The sequence below is a fragment of the Streptomyces sp. NPDC002669 genome (assembly GCF_042889165.1).
Lineage (GTDB): Bacteria > Actinomycetota > Actinomycetes > Streptomycetales > Streptomycetaceae > Streptomyces.
In genome coordinates, this window is record NZ_JBIAQQ010000036.1 from 42383 (window position 1) to 59958 (window position 17576).

Below are 17576 nucleotides of genomic sequence, written 5' to 3' on the forward strand. Positions count from 1 at the left end.
GGCATGGCGAAAACCAAAGGGGCGCTGCTGCCGGTCTACGTACTGGCCGACGAATCCGGCTCGATGGCCCCCCACGAGGGAGATCTCTCCAGCAGCCTGGACTCGCTGTGCGAGGGACTGCGGGCCGAGCCCATGGTCGCGGCCGAACTGCGGCTGACGGTACTGGGCTTCTCAGACGACGTGCAGGTACGCCTGGCGATGACCGACATGCGCCACGAGACCAGCCTGCCCAAGACCAAGGTCCGGGGCCTGAGCAGCTACGGGGCAGCCTTCGAGGACCTGCTGACCCGGATCCCGGCAGACGTCCGACGGCTGCGCGACGCGGGTTACCAGGTCAACCGGCCGGCGGTGTTCTTCCTCAGCGACGGGCAGCCCACGGACAAGGAAGCCTGGCGGCAACCGCACGGCCGGCTCACCGACCGGGCGAAGACACCGACCGCCCCCGACATCGTGGCCTGCGGGATCGGCGACGCCCTCGCATCCACGATGGCGGAAGTGGCCACACGACCGGAGTTCGCGTTCGTGGTCGAGCCCGTGACCGACATCGGGCAGGCGGTCGCCGAGTTCTTCCACCCACTCACCGCAAGCCTCGGCCACGCGCTGGGCCCGGGTGCACAGGAACTCATGGTGCCCCGCCCGGCCCTGTTCGGCCCGGCGATCGACGAGGCCGGACGATGACCGCCGCCGGTCGCCGACGCCCACACCGCCACCTCGGCCTTCGCCGCCGAGCGCGGCCGCTTCTGCCTTCTTCACGCGTCGAGATGCGGCGCCGCGCACCACTGCTACCGGGCGAGGAACCGCTCGACGACCACCCCGGGGGACCTGCCCCGCACGCTGCCACAGCCGTACGTCCCCAACTCTCACGAGGGCGCGTCACGGATGGATATGAGAGGGAGTCATGACCGAACCGACCCCGAACGGCGAACAGCCTTTCCCGCCGGGCCCTTCGGCGGGCGGCCCGAGCACGCCACCGGCACCGAAAGTCCCCTCGACATCCGACACCCCATCACCTCTCCCTGGCCCGCCTCCTCTTCCGGAGGCCCCACCGCCACCCCCGACCAGCCCGGACGGGGCTGCCGTGCCCCCGGCTCCCCCTCAGCCTCCGGCGCCCGTCGGCCGAGCGACAAGCAGGCCGTGGATGACCCGGATCCAGGCCCTGACCGGAGGGCAACGCGTCTTGCTGGTCGGCGCGGTCGGCCTCGTCCTCGTGGCGCTGGTGGCCGGGCTCCTGTCGCTGACGTCCTCCGACTCCGGCAAGGCGCAGGCGGCCCGGCAGAACCTCAAGCCGTTCCGCGAAGCCGTGGACGGCCTGGCCGACGCACCCGGCCTGCGCTACAAGGACACCTCGACCCTCGGCATCACCGAGAACGAGATCAGCGTCACCGCCGGCGGCAGCCAGTTCGGCACCACCACCTCAGGGCGCAACGACCACGGCCGGGACGTGCTGCGCATCGGCGGCAAGACATTCACACGATGGCAGGTCGACCCCGCCCCCAGGAAGAACGTGGAAGCGGGCGAGAAGGCCCCGCCCAGCGAGTGGATCGTGGGGCTGGACGACGGCTCCGACCTCATGAACGAAGCACTGGCCCGCACCATCGCCCCGCCGAAACTGGCGGCCGTGCTGGACAAAGCCCTGAACGACCTGGAGAAGTCACCGCCGTCGGCAAGCGAGCCGAAGACGTCCCGCCAGAAGCCACTGCGCGTGAACGGAACGCCCGCGCTCGGCATCGACACCTCCGCCGGCCGCCTGCTGGTGACGAAGGACAAACCGCACCGCGTACTGAGGCTCGAGGCATACGACATTCGCGACGACCTCGCCGGCATGAAGGATCAGATCGAGAACGGACAGGAGCCGACAGCTCCCCGCACCATCACCACCGGCCCACTGGCCTCCGGTGACGCCGAGGGAATGGACCTGACCCCGATCCTCGCCGACGCCGCCGACAAGATGTTCGACACCCTCGTCGACTACGCGGACCAACTCAAGGACGCGACCGACAGAGGCATCACCTTCACCATGGACAGCGCGGGCGAGATGAACTGCGGCTCCTCGGGCTGCACCGCCACCCAGAGCTTCACCGGCAAGGTCGCCTCCATCGCCCGGAAGGAACGCGTCACCAAGGGCGAAGTCACCGCCGTGATGAACGCAACCTTCACCATCGACGGCAAGCCCGCCGGTCAGTGCATCAGCCCACAGCGCACCTTCCCCGTCCGGGGCAACACCATCTCGGGCACCCTGAAATGCTCCAATCCAGGAGCCGGCCCCCTCTACGCCTCGGTCGCAGCCCGAGTCCAGGCACAGGCCCAAGCCGATGCCCGGGCATGCGGCTGCAGAGTCCGCCTCACCTACCCACTCCGCGCCAACACCCTGATCGACGCCCGCGCCCTGGCCAAGGTGGAAGCGAAGAAACTGGCCGACCGAGCAAGGTCGGAACGGGACGCCGTGGACTGTGCCACACCCCACAGCTTCCCCTCCGGCACCCGGGTGCTGCTCGCCGACGGTGCCACCCGGGCCATCGAGGACGTACGCATCGGGGACCGAGTTGCCGCCAGCGACCCACAGGCAGGGCTGACTGCTGCACGGCCGGTGACCAACACCTTCACCACCGAGGGCGACAAGAACTTCACCCGGCTCACCATCACCACCGAGCAGGGCCCCGCCACCGTCACGGCAACGGACAACCACCCGTTCTGGCTCGCGGACAGCCGGCGATGGAGGAACGCCGGCGACCTCCGGGCCGGCGACGAACTACGCACCCCGAACGGCACCAGCGCGACCGTGACCGAGGCCCGCGACCAGCAGGGCCCACAACGCACGCACGACCTCACCGTCAAAGAACTGCACACGTACTACGTGCTGGCGGGGGCAACTCCGGTACTCGTTCACAACTGCGAGCCGTACAAAATTCCTCTGAATGAGAATGGACTGCCGGAAGGTGGCCACACAACAGGGACGGCAAGGCAGCCCTTGACGGGACAGAAACCGAATTCCGTCTACACGAGAACCGGAAAGGACGGCACTCCTGTCCAAAATACTATCTATGATCAAAATGGCAATGCTGTCGGGCACTTCGACTTCAAGACCCACCCCGGAACCCAGGGTCCGCACGGGCATGTTTTCAAGGAACCGGGAGTCGTTGCGGGGCATGGCCCCGGCGCCCCCCACGTTCCGGAGGCCGGACTTCCTCCAGGCTGGAATTTGAGGCCGTAGCGTCACCAGCTGACGGTACGTCGGCCCGCATGAGGGTCGGCGTACCGTGGCCCGTAGCTGCCATCCAGCAATAGCCTTCACCCGTCAGGGGCATCGCTCCCTGTGCCCCTTTGATTTTCCTGGCCGCACGGTGGACGCATCGTGCAATTATTGGATCGATTTCTTGAATCCGGCCGATGGGGTACCCCTCAGGGCTCGGCTATCATTGACAACCAGTGCATGTTATCCGGATATTTTTTGATTGACGGTATCGTTCGAATGAATAATCGAAGGGGTTGCGGGTGTCTTTTGTGAAGCTTGCGGCGGATGACCTCGACGGGTTTGTCGGGAGGTTTGGAAATTTTGAGGATGCTGTAATTACTGGAATTCAAATTAATTTGCCGAGGGGGTCGACGGTCGATCGAATTGCTGCGCTCGATATCCAGGCTGTGGATGTTACTTCCAACGATGAATGGAGGCTTGTCCGACTCGTGGTCGGAGGGGTCTACGAGTATTGTTTTACCTGCAGCAAACAGCAATCTTATTTTATCCTCTCGGATGGCCTGAAGCTGGACTGTGCATCTGGGCGATGCATCCTTGATCTTGATCCCGGACCGGATGAGTGGTTTCCGGGGCAGGTCGAGGAAAAAGGTGAATATTCCAAACAGTACCTCATCGGCACATGGTTCGGATATGAAATACTCGATGGTCCTTTCATCTGAGTAAATAGGGACTGCGGGGGAGTCCCTATTTCCCGGCATGGGCGAGAAAGCGATCACGTACGGAATCTGCGACATGGCCGCGAACGCCGGCTGCGTCGGAACCGATCACGGCGCCGCGGCGTCCGCCGTCGCCTCGATCCGGCGCTGGGGGCAGGCCCGTGGCCGACACGATCACCCTCACGCCCGCCGGCTGCTGATCACCGCAGACGGCGAGGGCTCCACCGGCTGCCGCCCCCGCGGCTGGAAGACCGAGCCCGCCCTCATCAGAGGGGACGCGACCTTAGGTAAGTCGTGGCTGATGGCCCGGAGGATTTACCCGCCGGGGCACCAGCCAGCTCACCGGCTTGCTACGGCTTTCCCTTCCATTTCGCCGGGACGAGCGGTACCGGCATCAGGAAGCAGACGAAAACGAGTTGGGCCACGAATTCGACCAGCAGAGGCTCGGCCGTGCTGCCGGCCAGACACGGCCAGATGAACACCAGCATCGGGACCACCAGCACCCCCCGAAACCGGGCCGGTGTCATCTTTCTGTGCCCCAGACCCGCCAGGATTGCGAGAAGAAGCGTCGGAATGCCAATGAGGGCGAGCATGCCGAGGGCGGTCCCAACAACTTGCTCGGTGGAGTCTTCCACCGGATCCAAGATCGAGATGATCGCCCACGCTGTGGCGTGCAGGAGCAGATACGTCAGGAGACATCGACCGATCCGGCCGAGCACACGGAGTATTCCAGGAACCGCAGGCTGTTCAGCTTTCTGCATCAGCATCCTTCCACCCACCACCCGTCTGTCCAGGGCTTGCTGACCTTTATCTGCACCTCGAACTACCCCCCCCCACGAGCCGCCAGAGCCGCCTGCCGGACAGGCTCACGGCGGCGAGTCGTCCTTCTGAGCGAGCAGTCGGCGGACCTGTGTGACCGTCACTGTGTTCGTTGTCGCCGCGTTCTGTCAGCTCTCCGCCCGTGCCCCTGCGCCGTGGCCGTAGGCACGACGGGCTGGATCCGGTGCTGCGGGGCGGTGGCCGAGTACTCCGCGGGCGCGCAGGTCGGCGAGCGAGTCGAGGTCGGGGCGGTACAGGGTGCCCCCGTCCAGATCCGCGGCGGCCGCCCGGACCCGGGGGTGAGCGGGGTCGGTGACGGTGGTGTCCGTCTCGACGGGGGAGTGGTGTTCGGCTGGGCCGGGGCCCAGCCGGCGGCGGGTCGTCATGCTCCCCGATCGTACGGACCACCGTCGAGACGTCCGTCACCACGTCCTGCGCCCACCGCATATCTGTTCCCAGGGGCCGGCGGACCGGAATTCGGAAGACCATCCAGGGCCCCGGCCTCACTCCTGCTGGGAGGGCATGACACGTCATCACCCCACCGCGCCTGCCACGGCGCTGACCGCGTGGGCCGAGTGCGGCATCGACTGGCGCGTCCACCTCGGCGACCCCGCCCAGGGCCCGTTTGGTTGTTGCACTGGCACCGGCCTCGATGAACGTTCGGCCCGGCCGCGGCCGCCCGGGCCCTGGCGCAGAGCGGGTGGCGGATCACTGGCCCCTGGAGGAAGACGCCGCCGACACGCGAGGGGCCGCTCATGCACGTGTGCAGGTGTTCCTGTCGGGCCTGAACCAGGTCCGCGCCATGGGGCCGTGCTGCTCGGCTTCGGTACGGCTGGCTTCGAAGGCGGCGATGGCGGCTTCGGTATCGGTGTGGGGCCAGGGGATGTCGCCGAGGACGCGGTGGTGGCGGGCCTTGGATGCGAGGCGGCCCTCGATGGGCAGCGGGTGGGTTCAGGGGGGAGGGTGTCGAACCGGGCGGCAAGGTCGGGGTGGGGCGACCAGGTGGGCGAGGAGGTCGGCGGGGTCGTCGTGGGCGAGGGCCGCGTGGAGCCTGTCGAGCGGGTGACGGGCGGTGGTGGGGAGATCGGTGAGGGCGGTGATCTGTCCGGCAAGGCGGCGCAGGGCGACGGCGTGGGTGCGGGCCCAGGTGGGAGTGGTGCATTCGGCGGCCCGGGCCCGGCGGGTGGCCGTCACGCGTTGCTCGCCAGTGGTTCCGGCGGGGCCGGGGCGGCCGCGCAGGTAGCGGCGTTCGGCTGCCTGGCGGCCGGCGGCACCGAGGGGGTGGGCGAGGTCTGCCCAGCCGGCGCCCGCGTCGCGGGCGGTTTCGGTCAGGCCGGTCTCCCGGTCGGTGAGTCGCTCGCGCACCCGCCGCAGCAGCATCAGGGAGGCCAGCGCCTGCTCCGGGCCGGGCCGGGGTCTCCGGGCACGCCCGGAGAGCCCCGCCGGGCGTCCCGTAGCGCGTCGCCCATGGCGCCGAGGGTCGCCGCGGCGGCGAGGAACGACGCCAGCCCGTGGGTGTTCGTGCTGGTCGCGGCCCATTGCTCGGCTGCGGTCACGGTCGTCTCCCCGGAGATGTCATCCAGTCGACGACATCGTGTTTGTCATCCATTGGATGACATGTTACAACGGTGTCAGTGAGGCGCATTGGCAGCAACTGCCTGAACCTGCTGGAGGTGTTTTCACAATGTTGATGCGCACTGACCCTTTCCGTGAGCTGGACCGGCTGGCGCAGCAACTGATGGGCCCGGGCACCTGGTCCCGCCCCTCGGCGATGCCGATGGATGCCTATCGCGAGGGCGACGAGTACGTGGTGGCCTTCGACCTTCCCGGCGTCGGCGCCGACGCGATCGACATCGACGTCGAGCGGAACATGCTCACCGTCAAGGCCGAACGCCGGCCGGTGACGAAGACCGATGACGTGCAGATGGAGCTGTCCGAGCGGCCGCTGGGCGTCTGCTCCCGCCAGATCACGCTCGCCGACACCCTCGACACCGAGCACATCCGGGCCGACTACGACGCGGGCGTGCTCACCCTGCGCATCCCGATCGCCGAGCGTGCCAAGCCCCGCAAGATCTCCATCGGCGCCGGTTCCGGCCGCAAGGAGATCTCCGGCTGACACCGGCCGGACGAGTGCGGAGGATGGGCACCCGACCCCTCCGCACTCCCCGGGCGATCCTGAAGAGGAAGGGGCGGCGGTCGAGATGACTCTGCGACGTGAAGCGTTCCTCGATCACGTGAAGGAACGCGGCGAATACGGCACCGAGGAGGAGGCCGAGCGTGCGGCCCGCGTGGTGCTCGGCCTGCTCGGCGCGCATCTGGTCGGCGACGTCCGCGCCCATCTCGCGGCGTGTCTGCCGGAGGGCTTCGCCCTGATCCTGCTCAACCCGCTGCGGAGCGCCGAACCGCTCTCCCCGGAGCGGTTCGTCCGGGCGACCGCCGCCTGGATCGAGGGCGCCACCGAGCGGACCGCGGCCTGGGACGTCGGCGCCGTGCTGTCCACCGTGGCCGACGCGGCCGGCGACGACCTGCTGGGGCAGATCCTGCTCCAGCTCCCCGCCGGCTACGACCTCCTCTTCGGACGTCCCCAGCCCACCTGACCGTGACGGGCGGTGCCACACCCCCGACACCACCCCACCCATCCCGGCTCCACGAAAGGCATGCACCACAGTGATCTCCGATGCGCGCGTACCGCTTGGGCACCACCCGTCGTACGGGACGGCGTACGAGCAGATGCTGGAGAAAGTCCGTTACGAAGGCGCCTACCCCACCCGCGAGCGGGCCGATGAAGCCGTCCGTCTGGTCCTCGCGGGACTGGGACGACAGCTGACCGGCGACGAACGCGTCGACCTCGCCGCCTGTCTGCCCCTGGAGGCCGCCCGCATCCTCACCACGCAGGTACCCGACCCCCGGCCCCTGACCGGCTGGGCCTTCGTCAAGGACCTGGCCACCCGGACCGGCGCCTCCCCGGCCACCACCCGCTGGGACACCGGATCCGTCTTCTCCGCCGTCGCCGCCCACGCCGGCCCCGACCTCACCACCCGCATCCTGAGGCAACTTCCCACCGGCTACGCCCTGTTGTTCGGCCGCGCCGAACTCGCCCCCGCCGCGTAGACGGGAGAGACGCGTACGGGCCACGGGCGCAACGACCGCCGGGACGGCCATCGACACCCGGCTGCGCCTCGCCTTCACCACGGCCGCGCCCGTGGCCCCGGCCGCCGCGATCGGCATCGAACCGACCAGCATGCGCCAAGCCGAAGAACTGCGGATGTACGCCGTCGGCAACGAGCTCGCCGCGCGGCTGACGCACACCCTCCGCGCCCTGGACCTCGCCAACCACAACACTCCCGTCGACCGCGCCCACGATGAGGAGGAAGACCTGGCCCGCCTGCCGCCTCATCGCCGCAGCCTGGTACCAGTTGCTCGCCCGCACCCCGATCGGCTCCGCGTGCACTCCGCTGTGCCTCACCGCACGCGAGGACCCCGACTCCTTCACCCTCGACCGCCTCCTGCAGCTCCCGCACCGCGACCTGGTGGCCGATGTCGTAGCCCACCTCCACCACACCGCGGACAGCCGGCTGCGAGCCCCGCGTGCCCGCCCCCGGCCCGAGGACTGCACACCGGCCCCGCGTTCCCCACACCTCCCAGATCACCGCCGACGTCGACCTCGTGGTCGACGGCCCCTCATCGACTTCAAGAGCGACAGGCGCCCGCACCGCTTCCCCGAGGCGAGTGCCCGGCAAGCGGTCGTCGCCGGGGTGCTGCTCTTGGTCCTGGTTGTCCGGTCCAGTCGAAACATCGCACCGGCCGGTCCCGCGACCAGTGCCGTGCAAGGTCACTCCGAGCATCGAAAAGCACGAGGGGTCAGGTCAACCCTGCATCTCCTGAGAACGGGTCGGCACCGGGGCGGTGTGGCGGGCCGGGGCTCCGAGGCGGAGACAGGGGAACTGCGGCCCGACCGCGGCTGCACAGGTGAGCGCGTGTCCGGCCTGCGGTACTACGAGTCTTTGCCTTACCGTGCCGGACAATTCGGCAATTTGGCAGTGTGGCGAGCAGGGAGGACAATTAAGAAGAGTGCGGGGCCCGGGTTCGTGTGCGATCGGGGAAAGTCGTGATCGTCATGGAGTCGTTCTGCTGATTGTGGTGTTCTTGGCCAAGATCGCCATTCTGTGGCCGCTCCGGGGCATCCTGATCACGATCGGAGCGATCCTGTTCCCGCCAGGTTGCCCGAGTCACCCGGTCGGCGGGCGACGGCACTGCTGGTACGCACAGCCGCACCGCCGTCGTACGACAACCGCCACGCTTGAACCGTCCCCTTTGAAGAATGGCAGGGGACCACGGCACGGGGCACTCGGCTAACGAGCGGAGGACCCAATGTCACCCATGGTCATCATTGTTATCGCTGTCGTACTGGTGCTTCTCCTGTGCATGGTGGCAGCGTGGATAGTCACCACACGCCGCCGGAAACTGCGGGAGCAATTCGGCCCGGAATACGAGCGGGCCGTGGAAGCCGAGCACGGCCGCCGGGCGGGCGAGCGCGAGCTGCGCGAGCGCGAGGAACGCCACGACGCGCTGGACATCAAGCCACTGCCCGCGCCTGTTCGCGACCGCTACACCCAGGACTGGACCCGGGTGCAGGAGACGTTCGTCGACCGGCCCGACGACGCGGTCCACGAGGCGGACCGGCTGGTGACCACGCTCATGAGCGAACGCGGGTACCCGACCAAGGGGTACGAGCAGCAGCTGAAGGACCTGTCGGTCGAGCACGGCCGCACGCTGGAGCACTATCGCGCCGCCCATGAGGTCAACGACCGCAGCAGCCGCCAACAGGTGACCACGGAGGAGCTGCGGGGTGCGATGGTCCACTACCGCGCGCTGTTCGGGGAACTGCTCCACAACGGCGAACAGCCGCGCAAAGACCAGGCATGAGCCCGCGGCTGTCGACTTGAGGATGACGACACCGGCCCGGTCGACGCCCGGCCACAACACGTGAGGAACGGGAGCGAAGAGATGCGCAACCAGGACACACCCCAGCAGGCCGAGGGCGTTCCGGCCACGGAGGACCTGACCGGTGCCCGGCAGGGCATCGGAGACGCGGCGCCGGGTTCGGCCGACGCCCCGCCGACGTACCCCGGGGAGGCCACGGCTGCCGATCAGGAGAGCCGGGAGGAAGACGGCGGGCGGGCAGCTGTCGGTGAGCGCCGGGAAACGGAACCGGGCGATGAGAACGAACCCCTGCTCGGAAACGAGCAGGAGGAATTCCGCGCCCGGTGGCAGAAGATCCAGGGCGAATTCGTCGACGACCCCCAGAACGCCGTCAACGCGGCCGACCAACTGGTCGCCGAGACGATACAGGCACTGGCCACGACCTTCTCCGAGCACAAGCGAGGTCTCGAAGGCCAGTGGCAACGGGGCGAGAAGGTGGCGACCGAGGATCTGCGCATTGCGCTCCAGCGGTACCGCTCGTTCTTCAACCGCTTGCTCACCACCTGACCGACCCGCCGCTGCCACGTCCGCAGGCCACTGACCGGCCGACGGCCCGATGCCCCGGCAGAAGGCGCACGAAGGATGGCCGACCATGAGTATCTCCAAGAAGGTCGCGCACAAAGTCGAAGTGGTCAAAGGCGGTGCCAAGAAGTCCGCCGGCCGCGCCACGGGTAGCCCGCGGCTACGCATGGAAGGACGCTGCGACCAGATCAAGGGCAACATCAAACAGGCCGGGGCGAAGATCAAGGACGCCTTCAAGCACTGACCACGGCCCTCCCCGACCGCAGGCCCCGGAGTCCGCGGTGGATACAGCGATGCCTCGCACTCCTCCAGGTTCTGTCTCTTTGGTCGGCCTCGGGCCCGGATGAAGGTGCCCGCGAGATGCAGAGCCGCCTGGTAGGCGATCGCGAGCTTGTCGGTTCGTGCGGCCAGGCCGTGCCACCGCTTGAGATGGTTGATGCACCGCTGCACGGTGTTCTGCTGCTTGTCTGCCTCGCTGTCGAAGCCTGATGGGCTCGGACGATGGTTCAGTCGGCCGACACAGTCCAGCCGATGTCGTCCTCGGTATCGGCTGCGGTCGGCAGAGCGCCGAGGGTGTGCTCCCAGGTGCCGTCGACGGCCCACTTGATCAGGCGCCCGTGAAGCAGGCTGGAACGGGCCGAGCTCGTCCGGCGGGCCCCGCCACGGCGAACCGGTGCGGTACTTCCACGCGATGGCCCCAAGTGTTCGGCGGTGGTCGGTCCAGTGCCGCCCGCGAACCGGATCGGCCGGCATCAGCGGCGCGATCCTGTCCCACATCGCATCAGTGATCATTAGTCGGACAGACGCATCCGGTCAACCGAGCAACCAGCCAGGTGGGCACGTGTCAGGACTGCCCGTCCCAAGCCGGAAGTTCGATGGCGGTGACAATGCTGCGGACACCCAGGGCCGCCCGCCGGGCCGGGGCTGTCTGGTCAACGATGACGGAGCAGCCGACCCACCGCCCGCCGCATTCCTCGACCATCGACCGCACAGCCGATGCCTGGCTACCCGTCTCGATCCAGTCGTCGACCAGCAGCACCCGGTCCTCGGGTCCCACCGCGGTTTGCTGCAGACGCAGCTCCTGGCGAGTACCCCGGTAGTCGGGGTCGCTGCGACTGGTGACCTTCTTCCCGGGGAAGATCCCCTCGCCCTTGCGTACCGCGACGAAGCCGACGCCGAGCTCGACGGCCACTGCCGCGCCCAGGAGGAAACCGCGCGACTCGATGCCGCCGACGGCCGTGACCCCGTCCTCTCGGAACGGCCCGGCCAGTTCACGGACTACCGCAGCAAGTGCGTTGGGGTCACGGAAGATCTGCCAGACGTCGGCGTGGCCGCCAATCCAACGGAAGCGTTCAAGAACCGGACCACGCGCGTGAGACACCACGATCGCGAGTCTGCGGCCGAACTGGCTGCCCGGGCAACCGGATTCCCCGCTCGTGGAAGACAAACGGGCAGGCAGTACTTTGCCCTCGCCATGATCCTCATCCGGGCCCCACGCTGACCAAGGAGACAGAGCCCGGACCGGGTTGGCCAACGACGCGTAGGCCGGGGTGAAGTACGGCTCGACCAGGTTTCTCTTCGCCCAGTGGCGCACCTTTCGCTCTTGTGGGCGGAGAGGTCGTCCAGGAGCACTGGCTCTGTCCGCGGTCTCACGAACACGTCGGACCCGTACCGCTGGGGCGGACCGGCGTATCAGTTTCCCGTGGCCCTCGGGCGCGTCGATGTGGATCAGACGCAGCTCCGAACCGTCCTCGTGCAGCTCCGTCCGCCGAGGCTCGTGCCCGGTGGCCACCAACCGGTCACCGGCTCGGGACGGATATCGCGGCGCCCCGGTCAGCGCACGATGCCCGCAGTCGTGGAGTCGGGCCGCCGCTGCCTGCTGTACGACGCTTCCCCCAGGCCCCTCACGTCCGCACGCCTTCGTTTGTTGGTGTTTATCAGTCGCCGTGGCTGCCGTTTCCGGGCCCGCTGCTGTGGTGGCCGGTGCCGGCAGTGCCTCCCCCGGACCAGCTGCCCGGGTCCAGTCCGTGGGCGAGGCTGTGGCCGCCGGTGGTGAAGTCGGCGTAGAGGTTGCTCAGCTCGCCGAGGAGTTGGCGGGTGAGAGCGTCGGCACCGGCGGTCAGTGCAGCTGCGAGTTCCGCGTCGGCGTCCAGGGAAGTTCTGGCGCTGGCGGGCATGAAAAGGGCAGGGGCGGAGAGGGCTGCCAAACGACGGCGACCGGTGATGCCCCGCAAGCCCGGATAGGCGGCACGGGCCAGGCCCGCAGCCTGGACGAGCATGGCAAGAGCCGTGTTGTGGGCGGCCACCGGCATCGCGGAGCCGGAGCGGACCACGCTGTCGAGACGGTCCAGCAGCGCTCGGCGGCGCGACAGGTCGACAAAGAGAATGTCGTGGCGGGCACGGCCACCGGGGTCGCGCCACCTGCGGACACGGACCACCTTCTGGTCCTCGAGCCGGGAAAGGTACTCGATGGTCAGGGAGCGCGGTGTCCGGCGCAGCCATTCCTTGGGGCTGGGCGGGGGAGCCGCCGCGCTCAGGCTGCGCAGGACATTGTTCAGGCGGCGGTCTTCGACGTGCTGGGAGCCTGTCACCTCGATCTGCCGGGGGCCGACTGTGATCCGTCCGGCCAGGCCCAGATCTACCAACTCTGAAGCCCGCAGGGCGAACCGGAGCCGGTCCTCGCCCCGTATCCGTATACGTCGCCTGCCCGGAACTATCGCGAGCAGGAGCAATTCATCCCCCAGAGCCATACATGCAAGGTAGGTGCAGAGGGCAAACCTCCGCAGCCCCTCGTGCCGGCCTTTCGTTGCCGGGATCGCCATTCAGGCCCACGTGCACAGGGAACGGCCGCACCGCGTGCCACGACCACCGCTCCTTATCGCCCGCCTCTACCAGCGGATGCCGAGGCGTCGGGGTCGGCCCGTCGTTGTTCGGTGAGTTTGTCGGCCCGTTCGCGGACGCTGTCGAGCCACGTGCCGAGCTTGACCACCACGCCTCGTCAGCGCCGTCCAGGCGGCCTCCCACGCCGTCCGCCTCCAGGCGTTCGAGGTGCTTGCGGGGCAAGTGAAGGTGCCCTTCGCGGGCGTGGTACTGCTGTGCGGCGCGGAGGTTGAGGGCACACATATCGTCCGGCGCACCGGCCGCGTGAAAGTCTGCGAACTCCTGCGGCTGTTGCAGACCGAACACGAGGGGACCGCCGCACGAGCCGAGCACCTGCGCGAGCAGATCGAGCGGCTCGCCACCTCCCTCGCCGAGACCGAAGCCCGCCCGGCCGAGCTCACCGCCACCCGCAAGGCCATCGACGCCCCACCCCACCCGACCACGAACCGGCCCCCGCACGGACCACCATCGCCACCGTCTACCAGCGCATCAGGACCGCGTTCAACGAGCACCCCGGCAAGGTGTTCCGCTTCCACGGTCTGCGCGAGCGCCTCGGCCTGCCCGCCGACGAGCCCTCGATACAACGTCACCCGCTCCCGCCCGGGACGGCACGCCCGTCAGGGATTCCTCGAGCAACCCGGACGCGACCGCTACCAGAAACGGACTTAACGCGCTCTCAGGAATGGCGAAAGGTCCGGCGGGCGTGCGGGTTCTGGTGGGTCGAGGGCGAGCAGTACATGGCGCGCGCCCTGGAGCTCGGGCTGCGGCGCGCGTGGCGCCGGGTCAGGTTCGGTATCTGCCCGGCGGACCTCCACCGGTCGCATTGACCGTTCCGCACACGAACTGGCGGGCCCGTAGTTCCAGTCGTACACGCTTACCTGCGACCGAACGGTCCGCCAGAGCCCGCGGGTGGTAGCAATGCATCCTTGAGGATCTTCGTCCACAGTCGGGGACATGCGGCCGACGAGGCTTGCGACCGCACAGCCCGTCGAACCTCCGTACCCCTGAGTGCCACTCGCTCGGCCTGAACCCCCGCCACCTGGCAACAGAACGTCCGCGATGCGAACCACACCCATCACGCAAGTCCGATGCCCAACTACCCCCAAGTTGGCGACAGGGCCCAGAAGTTGGACCAGAACCCTCAGTAATCAACGAAGTCACCACCAGGTCCTCCGCGACGACCTGGCCGAAACCTCCGGCAGGACGGGCACCACCTCAGCGCACTCCGGCCGGGTTGAGTAAGTCGCTGCTCGGGGCAGGTTGTCAGGGCTTCCCCCGGGCTCGCCCAGGGGCAGGTCCGGGCGGCGGAACGACCCGTGGCAGGGCTTGCCCGGCTCCTGGTCGCGAGCCTCGCCTCCGGCGATCGGGGGTGGAGATGCAGGAGGCATCCTCCTGCGCGACAGTGGTGGGAGGGGGAAGCCCATCACTCTCGACTCTCGGGAGAGCCATGATCATCAAGATGCTGCACGAGAAGGGCCTGAAATCCGAGCACGCATACTGCGCCGGCTTTCTTTCTGTCGGTTTGGCCGTGGCCTCGTGGGCCGGGTCGCTGAAAGCGGAGTGCCGCGGGCTCGGGCGCGCGGATCACTGGGGCATTTTTGTCGGCGAGTGGGCACCGACCTTCTTCGCGATCGGCCTGGCCCTTGCGAACTATGAGCACGACGACCGGGAGTCCTCACCCGAGTCGCTGCGCTCCGTGGCCGACTGAGGCCGAGGGCGCGAAACGCGCAGTCGGCAGTCGGCAGACGACGCGGTCAAAACACCCGGTGTCTTCGGCGAACGGGCTCGGCACGCAAAGAGATGCCGAGCGACGACACGGCCGATGGTGAAGGCACACCGTCGGGCCGGCGAACGCCACGCCTCGGACACTTCGCAGGACCGGCCCGGCGCACCCGTCAACAGGCGCTGTCGGCGAAAGCATCGACGGCGGCGCGGGGCGCCGGGAAAACCCCATGTGTACGCGGCGAGCAGGCACCTCCCGCAGCCGACCGACCGCCACCCGCCCTGCCACCCGTCGGCGGGACATGCGGGGAGCCCGGGAGCGCTCCTGAGGAGCTGCCAAGGTCTGCGGCCTACCTCCTCGGTCCCGCAGCGCACCAACGGAGACGGCGCTGCCACGTCGGCGCAGCACACCACGGATCCAATCCTCGGGACCGACCCGTTCGCCCGGCGAAACCCCACCCGCCGAAAGCAGCACTTCGGAAGCGGGACCGAGCCATGAACCCCCGCGAGGAGAGGCCCGGTGGCCTGCTGATCGTGATTCTTGTCGTCGTGGTACTTGTGGCCGCCTTCTTCCTCGCCTTCGCCTTTCTGGTATGACACAAGGACGGTGGTTCCACGCTTGACGGTGCGGGGGAGGGACCCAGTGGTTTTTGGCGGTCGTCGTTGCCACTGGGCCTTCCGGAGGGCAGAGACCGTGCTGCCGAAGTCAGGGTGCCCCTGCCTTCGTCCGGTGCCGGACAGGGCGAGAAGAGCACCTTCGGATTCGTGGACGATGAAGGCGCTGCTCACCGCGATCACCGAGCACGGACCGGTCGCCGCCTGGACCGAGGTGATCGTGCCGACCCTCCAGGCGGTCGATCGCAAGCGGGAGACGCCGGGCGAGAAGTCCGTCGAGGTCGAGCGCTTGCTGTCCTGGCACGTCTTCGGCGCGCTGCGGTGCTCCATGCCCCACCCGGTCGCCACCCGGGTGGGCGCCACCCGGGTGGGCGCCGCCCCGGTGCTCGCCTGCGTCCCGGGGAGAACCACACCCTGTCGTTGGAAGTGCCGGCCGCGGTCGGGCTGTGGGCGCAGTGCCGTACCACCGTCGGCCGGCCGGGGGCCCAGTACGTCGCAGCCATGGAGTGGGGAGTGCATGGGGCCCGTCGCAGACCGGGAATGTTGATGCTGGGACCTGGCTGGGCGGGCAGGCGGCGGGCCCGGCGCGTTCGTCGGGGCTTGCCGGGGCGGTTGCCGCTCTGGAGCCGTCGGCCTCCTCGTGAGGGGTTGCCGTCCGAGGGCGCTTGGTCGTGGTGCCTGGGCAGCGGCCGGGAAACATGGTCCGCTGGACCAGTGGTCGCGGCCGCGTCGTTCGTCCACGGGCGAGCGTTGCTTTCGCGTCACGCTTCGGCACGGGCTGTGCCCACGGATTCAGTGGTACCGGCCGAGGATGGGGCCGAGCGGACGGCCGTGATGTGCGGGTGCCAGGGGTACGGCGTCGACCGAGGAGAAGCATGAGCGAGGAACATCGTCGGGCACCGGACGTGGTCGTCGTCGGTGCGGGCCTGGCCGGCCTGGTGTGCGCGCTGGACCTGTGCCGTACTGGATGGCGGGTGATTTTGCTGGAGGCGTCCGACGGTGTGGGCGGCCGCATGCGCACGGACCGGCGGGACGGGTTCCTGCTGGATCGTGGTTTCCAGGTGTTCAACACCTCGTATCCGCAGGTGAAGCGGCGTATGGATCTGAGGGGCCTGCGGCTGCGGCCGTTCACCGCGGGCGTCGTCGCGCACACGTCGAAGGGGCCGGTACGCCTCGCCGACCCGACGAGGGAGCGCGGTGCGGCGGGGGCTCTGCTGACGGGGCGGGTCGTCTCGCCGCGTGATCTGGCCGCGCTGGCGGCTCTCACCGCGCGGGACGCCGTTCTGCCCGCTTCCGTCGCCGGACGGCGCGAAGACGGTTCCACCTCGGCGGCCCTGGCGCGGGCGGGAGTGTCGGACGCCGCAGTCGCCGACATCCTGCGGCCGTTCCTGTCCGGCGTCTTCCTGGAGGACCGGCTGGAGACCTCCGCACGCTTCTTCCACCTGGTCTGGCGGAGCATGGTCCGAGGGACCCTGTGCCTGCCGGCGCAGGGCATCGGCGCCGTCCCGGCCCAACTCGCCGACGGCCTGCCCGACGGCGTACTGCGGCTCGGGACTCCCGTCGCCGAGGTCACCGACACCGGAGTGCTCCTGGAGGACGGGAGCGAGGTGCCGGGCCGCACGGTCGTGGTGGCGACGGACCCGGCGACCGCCACCCGCCTGCTGCCGGGCCTGACCGTACCGGACACACGCACCGTCACCACCTATTACCACGCCATCGGCAGGACACCGATGGCCGAACCGACGCTGATGGTGGACAGCACCGGAGCGATCCTGAACACCTGCGTACTCAGCGAAGTCGCTCCCACGTACGCGCCCCGCGGCGCTGCGCTGATCTCCACCTCCGTACTGGGAACCGACCTCCCCGGCAGGGCGCAGGCGGTGCTGTGCCGTCTGGCCGAGCTGTACGGCACCGACACGAGCGGCTGGCAGCAGATCGCCGCCCGCACGGTCGAGGGCGCGCTGCCCGCGATGCTTCCCCCCTGGCCGCTGAGCCGCACCACCCGCCTTCGCCCGGGCAGGTACGTGTGCGGGGACCACCGGGCGACCGGATCGGTGCAGGGCGCCATGGCGTCGGGCGCGCGCGCCGCGCGCGAGGTGGCCGCCGACCGGGGGCAATGAGGTGAC

Annotated in this window: 17 protein-coding genes and 3 pseudogenes; 13 read left to right on the forward strand and 7 right to left on the reverse strand. The window is 68.9% G+C overall.

The window, feature by feature from the left end; translation table 11 throughout:
• Window positions 1-3: 3 nt before the first annotated feature.
• From ACFYW1_RS34860 to ACFYW1_RS34875, 4 genes and pseudogenes are all read left to right on the forward strand, one after another.
• A complete protein-coding gene (locus ACFYW1_RS34860; protein ID WP_389002656.1) occupies window positions 4-678 on the forward strand; it encodes a hypothetical protein in 675 nt (224 codons plus the stop codon).
• Window positions 679-1138: 460 nt separating this feature from the next.
• Window positions 1139-3211, forward strand: a complete 2073-nt coding sequence (locus ACFYW1_RS34865) for a polymorphic toxin-type HINT domain-containing protein (RefSeq protein WP_389002659.1) — start codon at window positions 1139-1141, stop codon at window positions 3209-3211.
• A 281-nt stretch (window positions 3212-3492) separates the two neighbouring features.
• Window positions 3493-3912 (forward strand): hypothetical protein, encoded by a 420-nt coding sequence (locus ACFYW1_RS34870; RefSeq protein ID WP_389002662.1) that lies wholly within the window; start codon window positions 3493-3495, stop codon window positions 3910-3912.
• A gap of 46 nt (window positions 3913-3958) precedes the next feature.
• Window positions 3959-4171: pseudogene (locus ACFYW1_RS34875) on the forward strand (ISAzo13 family transposase); the annotation flags it as partial.
• A gap of 88 nt (window positions 4172-4259) precedes the next feature.
• Here ACFYW1_RS34875 and ACFYW1_RS34880 read toward each other — a convergent pair.
• The 3 genes and pseudogenes from ACFYW1_RS34880 to ACFYW1_RS34890 form a co-directional block, all read right to left on the reverse strand.
• Complete coding sequence (locus ACFYW1_RS34880) at window positions 4260-4670, reverse strand: hypothetical protein (RefSeq protein ID WP_389002734.1); 411 nt, start codon at window positions 4668-4670, stop codon at window positions 4260-4262.
• Window positions 4671-4856: 186 nt separating this feature from the next.
• Window positions 4857-5114: a hypothetical protein gene (locus tag ACFYW1_RS34885; protein ID WP_389002665.1), complete on the reverse strand. Its 258-nt coding sequence runs from the start codon at window positions 5112-5114 to the stop codon at window positions 4857-4859.
• A 567-nt stretch (window positions 5115-5681) separates the two neighbouring features.
• Window positions 5682-6284 (reverse strand): annotated as a pseudogene (locus ACFYW1_RS34890) (type III effector protein); the annotation flags it as partial.
• Between the two features lie 128 nt (window positions 6285-6412).
• Here ACFYW1_RS34890 and ACFYW1_RS34895 point away from each other — a divergent pair.
• The 6 genes from ACFYW1_RS34895 (at window position 6413) to ACFYW1_RS34920 (ending at window position 10477) form a co-directional block, all read left to right on the forward strand.
• Window positions 6413-6844, forward strand: a complete 432-nt coding sequence (locus tag ACFYW1_RS34895; protein WP_389002668.1) for an Hsp20/alpha crystallin family protein — start codon at window positions 6413-6415, stop codon at window positions 6842-6844.
• A gap of 85 nt (window positions 6845-6929) precedes the next feature.
• Entirely contained in the window at window positions 6930-7325 is a 396-nt protein-coding gene (locus ACFYW1_RS34900) for a DUF2267 domain-containing protein (RefSeq protein ID WP_389002671.1), read from the forward strand.
• Window positions 7326-7395: 70 nt separating this feature from the next.
• The gene (locus ACFYW1_RS34905) at window positions 7396-7839 is read left to right on the forward strand and encodes a DUF2267 domain-containing protein (RefSeq protein ID WP_389002674.1); all 444 of its coding nucleotides are present in this window, start codon (window positions 7396-7398) and stop codon (window positions 7837-7839) included.
• A 1269-nt stretch (window positions 7840-9108) separates the two neighbouring features.
• Complete coding sequence (locus tag ACFYW1_RS34910) at window positions 9109-9654, forward strand: hypothetical protein (protein WP_389002677.1); 546 nt, start codon at window positions 9109-9111, stop codon at window positions 9652-9654.
• Between the two features lie 81 nt (window positions 9655-9735).
• Window positions 9736-10218 (forward strand): hypothetical protein, encoded by a 483-nt coding sequence (locus ACFYW1_RS34915; protein ID WP_389002680.1) that lies wholly within the window; start codon window positions 9736-9738, stop codon window positions 10216-10218.
• A gap of 85 nt (window positions 10219-10303) precedes the next feature.
• Entirely contained in the window at window positions 10304-10477 is a 174-nt protein-coding gene (locus ACFYW1_RS34920) for a CsbD family protein (protein ID WP_389002683.1), read from the forward strand.
• Between the two features lie 83 nt (window positions 10478-10560).
• On the opposite strand, the pseudogene ACFYW1_RS34925 reads toward ACFYW1_RS34920, so the two are convergent.
• The 4 genes and pseudogenes from ACFYW1_RS34925 to ACFYW1_RS34940 all read right to left on the reverse strand — a co-directional run.
• A pseudogene (locus tag ACFYW1_RS34925) lies at window positions 10561-11025 on the reverse strand (transposase); the annotation flags it as partial.
• 52 nt (window positions 11026-11077) lie between these two features.
• Window positions 11078-11617, reverse strand: a complete 540-nt coding sequence (locus tag ACFYW1_RS34930) for a phosphoribosyltransferase family protein (RefSeq protein ID WP_389002686.1) — start codon at window positions 11615-11617, stop codon at window positions 11078-11080.
• A 553-nt stretch (window positions 11618-12170) separates the two neighbouring features.
• Complete coding sequence (locus ACFYW1_RS34935) at window positions 12171-12983, reverse strand: GPP34 family phosphoprotein (RefSeq protein WP_389002689.1); 813 nt, start codon at window positions 12981-12983, stop codon at window positions 12171-12173.
• Window positions 12984-13896: 913 nt separating this feature from the next.
• Window positions 13897-14277, reverse strand: a complete 381-nt coding sequence (locus tag ACFYW1_RS34940; protein WP_389002692.1) for a transposase family protein — start codon at window positions 14275-14277, stop codon at window positions 13897-13899.
• Between the two features lie 283 nt (window positions 14278-14560).
• On the opposite strand from ACFYW1_RS34940, the gene ACFYW1_RS34945 reads away from it, so the two are divergent.
• From ACFYW1_RS34945 to ACFYW1_RS34955, 3 genes are all read left to right on the forward strand, one after another.
• Window positions 14561-14821 carry a hypothetical protein gene (locus ACFYW1_RS34945; RefSeq protein WP_376449807.1) on the forward strand — a complete coding sequence of 87 codons (261 nt, stop codon included), beginning with the start codon at window positions 14561-14563 and terminating at the stop codon, window positions 14819-14821.
• 786 nt (window positions 14822-15607) lie between these two features.
• Window positions 15608-15997 carry a hypothetical protein gene (locus tag ACFYW1_RS34950; RefSeq protein WP_389002695.1) on the forward strand — a complete coding sequence of 130 codons (390 nt, stop codon included), beginning with the start codon at window positions 15608-15610 and terminating at the stop codon, window positions 15995-15997.
• Between the two features lie 328 nt (window positions 15998-16325).
• Window positions 16326-17570 (forward strand): NAD(P)/FAD-dependent oxidoreductase, encoded by a 1245-nt coding sequence (locus tag ACFYW1_RS34955; protein WP_389002698.1) that lies wholly within the window; start codon window positions 16326-16328, stop codon window positions 17568-17570.
• Window positions 17571-17576 lie beyond the last annotated feature (6 nt).